This window comes from Chitinophaga sp. (genome assembly GCF_036566945.1).
Taxonomy (GTDB): domain Bacteria; phylum Bacteroidota; class Bacteroidia; order Chitinophagales; family Chitinophagaceae; genus Chitinophaga.
Genome location: NZ_DATCVJ010000770.1, coordinates 1 through 3,285, shown reverse-complemented (window position 1 = coordinate 3,285; position 3,285 = coordinate 1). Strand labels below are relative to the sequence as shown.

4 protein-coding genes are annotated in these 3,285 nt (G+C 46.6%); 2 read left to right on the top strand and 2 right to left on the bottom strand.

Annotated features, from left to right (window positions below):
* Positions 1-250: cyclic nucleotide-binding domain-containing protein (locus VIP81_RS23245; protein WP_331967011.1), on the bottom strand; the 250-nt coding region annotated here is incomplete at its 3' end.
* 144 nt (positions 251-394) lie between these two features.
* Positions 395-1,843 carry an alpha-L-fucosidase gene (locus VIP81_RS23240; protein WP_331967009.1) on the bottom strand — a complete coding sequence of 483 codons (1,449 nt, stop codon included), beginning with the start codon at positions 1,841-1,843 and terminating at the stop codon, positions 395-397.
* Between the two features lie 230 nt (positions 1,844-2,073).
* Here VIP81_RS23240 and VIP81_RS23235 point away from each other — a divergent pair, with 230 nt between their 5' ends.
* Complete coding sequence (locus tag VIP81_RS23235) at positions 2,074-3,099, top strand: sensor histidine kinase (RefSeq protein ID WP_331967007.1); 1,026 nt, start codon at positions 2,074-2,076, stop codon at positions 3,097-3,099.
* Positions 3,096-3,285 (top strand): LytR/AlgR family response regulator transcription factor (locus VIP81_RS23230; protein WP_331967005.1); only part of this gene is annotated, 190 nt, incomplete at its 3' end. The genes VIP81_RS23235 and VIP81_RS23230, both read left to right, overlap by 4 nt.

Sequence of the window (3,285 nt, the reverse complement as noted above, 5' to 3'; positions counted from 1 at the left end):
TAAAGGCCGTCATAAAGCCCATAGGGCAGTTAATATGATTGGTAACCTCCCGGCCTTCGCCATCAATATGATAGAGTCTTAAATAACCGCTATTGATGAAATACATGTAGCGGGCAATGTCTCCGCTGCTTACGAGTACATGTGATTTTCTAAAGCTGACCGGTTCAAATACTTCCCGGATGAGATGCTGATCAAATTTGTCTATGCGGACTAAATCAGCAATGAGCCGCGTGATTTTCTGATAAGGCATAGTCAATGCAGTTTTATATGGTCTGCAAATATAATCTCCTTTTTTGTAAAGCACCACCTCACCTTTTGGAGCAAAAAAAAAGAGAAGGCTACTGCCTTCCCTCTTTTTATATATTGCTTGCCAGCTTTAAGATATACGTGTTACTTAGCCTTTTACTTTAATTACCAGCATACCGCCCGGCACATCGCCCGGGTGCAGCATGGATAAGTCTACCACACAATCTTTTCCTTTTTGCTGCCACTTAATGGCTTTACTGCTACCCAGGATACTCAGCACCGCGCCTTTTGCCGGGGTATAGTTACGGATAGTAACGGATGTCTGATAAGCAGGTAAGAAGCAATACAAAGCACCCGGTTTGGAGGTAAAGAACATTTCCACGTTGGCATGTTCCTTAGATGGCTGCACCAGTTTAGCAATGCTATAGCCCGACATATAAGCATCGCCTTTCACTTCGGGGCGTTTGCCTGCACTCCACTGATTGCTTTCCTTCCATGGTTTGGAATCGTAAATACCTTCTCCATTGACTTCCAGCCACTGGCCAATGTCCAGCAGTTTTTGCTGCATGATCACCGGTATACGGCCGTCGGCAGTGGGTCCTATATCCAGCAACAGGTTACCACCTCTGGATACAATGTCTACCAGCATTAAGATCAGGTCACTGCTTTTCTTATAGTCGTCCGCCGTTTCCATACGGTTATAGCCATATGACTGCCCGATACCCTGACTTTCTTCCCAGATCACACCGGGTTGCATACCACTACCATATTCGGAAGTCAGGTAAGTAGCACCATTATTCTTACCACGGGTGTTATTTCCCCAGCGGTCATCTACGGCTACTTCATCTTTCACAGGCGATTCGTTGTACAGCCAGGCGAGCAGCGAAGGGCTGTTCCAGGCTGTATCTGACAAATCCCATTCTCCATCAGAAAAAATAACGGAAGGCTTATAGCGGGTCACCAGGTCTTTAAATTGTGGTGTCATCACTTCTTTTACGTAGCGGGCTTTATCTTTTTTCCATACAGGATTAAACCATTCGTACAGGGAATAATAATATCCCATGCGCAAACCTTCCTTCCGCACGGCTTCCGTGAGGTCTCCCAGCAGATCGCGTTTAGGCGTGCCCGTGACCGCGTTCCAGGGATGTCCCCAGGATTCATTCGCCTGTTTATTGTCCCATAAACAATATCCTTCATGGTGTTTGGAAGTCAGCACCACATATTTGGCGCCGGAACGGCGGAATACATTGGCCCATTGCTCCGGATTAAACAGCGACGCCGTAAACTGGCTTTCCAGTTTTTCGTAGGGTACGCCTCCAAAATTCTTATCATGAAACGCCTTTACCTTATCATGTGAGCCATCTTTGGCACCATTCAGATTATACCAGTACCATTCAGAATAACCACCGGGTCCTACCACCGCGTACGATGGCACGGCATATACCCCCCAGTGAATGAAGATGCCGAACTTGGCATTATTAAACCAGGCAGGGATCCCACGCTTATTCAGAGAGGCCCAGTTGGCTTCATACTTCTGCGCAAAAGCCAGGGAGCTACTCAGGAAAAAAAAGAATAGTCCAATACAACATTTTTTCATATCAGGTCTTTAAATGCTTAGAGTGCCCAAAATTAAGAACTTCCTGCGGCTGTGTTAATGCTATTTTCGCTGATGATAATAATTACTTCCCCGTCTGCCTGAGTTACCGGGTTGTCTGCACATTTGCCGGTCTTGTCTACACCCTTTCTCCAAAGGCCGCTAATAGCGGTAATTTTATCGGACTGCCGGGGTATGCCCCGAAAAATCAGTAGCTTTAATGCATACATCAGATGAACATCCGTATTCCATTCAAGAAAGTGATGATTGCCCTCCATGTACTCATATGGAGCGTGTTACTATTACTGCCTTATATCGTTTCCAACGCCGCCAATGACTATCGCATCGGTACTTTTCCCGGTCTCTTCTTCACGATTTGTGGGTTTATCCATATGGCCATCTTTTACACGCATGCATTATTTCTCTACCCCCGGTTATGGAATAAACAATACTGGTGGCTGTATTTCCCCGCCGTACTCCTGCTGATTGGTGGCTCCTTTCCGCTGAAATATAGCATCATGGCCCATTGGTTCCCTACGGTACTCAGCGACATGGCCTCCTATAAATTTGTATTTGCCCCTTCCGTAGGCGCTTATATTATTAGCCTGGTATACTGCAAGGTGGTAGACAGGATCCGCGCAGAAAGAATACAAAAAGATAAAGAGGCGGAACAGCTCAGCTCAGAGCTCAAATTCCTGCGCTCACAGGTAAGTCCGCATTTCCTGTTCAATGTACTCACCAACCTGGTATCGCTGGCCCGGAAAAAATCGGATCAGCTGGAACCCGCCCTCATCATGCTCTCCGACCTGATGCGCTATATGCTGTATGATACCACCGGGAAAAAAGTATTGCTCACGAAAGAGATCGTGTATCTCAACAGCTATATCGCCCTGCAAAAACTCCGCTTCGGCAATGACGTGGACATCAACAGCCATATTGATACGGCAAACAACGCCGGACATTATACCATAGAACCCATGCTGCTGATTCCTTTTGTAGAAAACGCCTTTAAACACGGTACCGGCTATACGCAGCAACCGGAAATTAATATACAGCTGCTCGTTACCAACGACCTGCTGACCTTTGAAGTACAAAATAAGTTCGATAGTGATCCGGCGGCCAGCAAAGATGAAAACTCCGGCATAGGACTGGCCAATGTGAAAGCCAGACTGCAATTACTGTATCCCGGCCGCCACCAGCTAACGATCCGGAACCAGCAACACCTGTTTCATATTACCCTAATTTTGAAGCTCACATGATACGCTGCATAGCCATAGACGATGAACAACTGGTACGTGAACTGCTGGAAGACAGTATCCGCCAGGTTCCTTTTCTGCAACTGGTAAAAACCTGCAAAAACGCCATGGAAGCACTGGAAGTATTGCAGCAGGAACAAATAGACCTCCTCTTCCTCGATATACAAATGCCCCGGCTCAGTGGACTAC

Excerpts from the sequence above, each read along its gene's own strand:
- VIP81_RS23240 (WP_331967009.1), bottom strand. The coding sequence starts at position 1,843 with ATGAAAAAATGTTGTATTGGACTATTCTTTTTTTTCCTGAGTAGCTCC.
- VIP81_RS23235 (WP_331967007.1), top strand. The coding sequence starts at position 2,074 with ATGAACATCCGTATTCCATTCAAGAAAGTGATGATTGCCCTCCATGTA.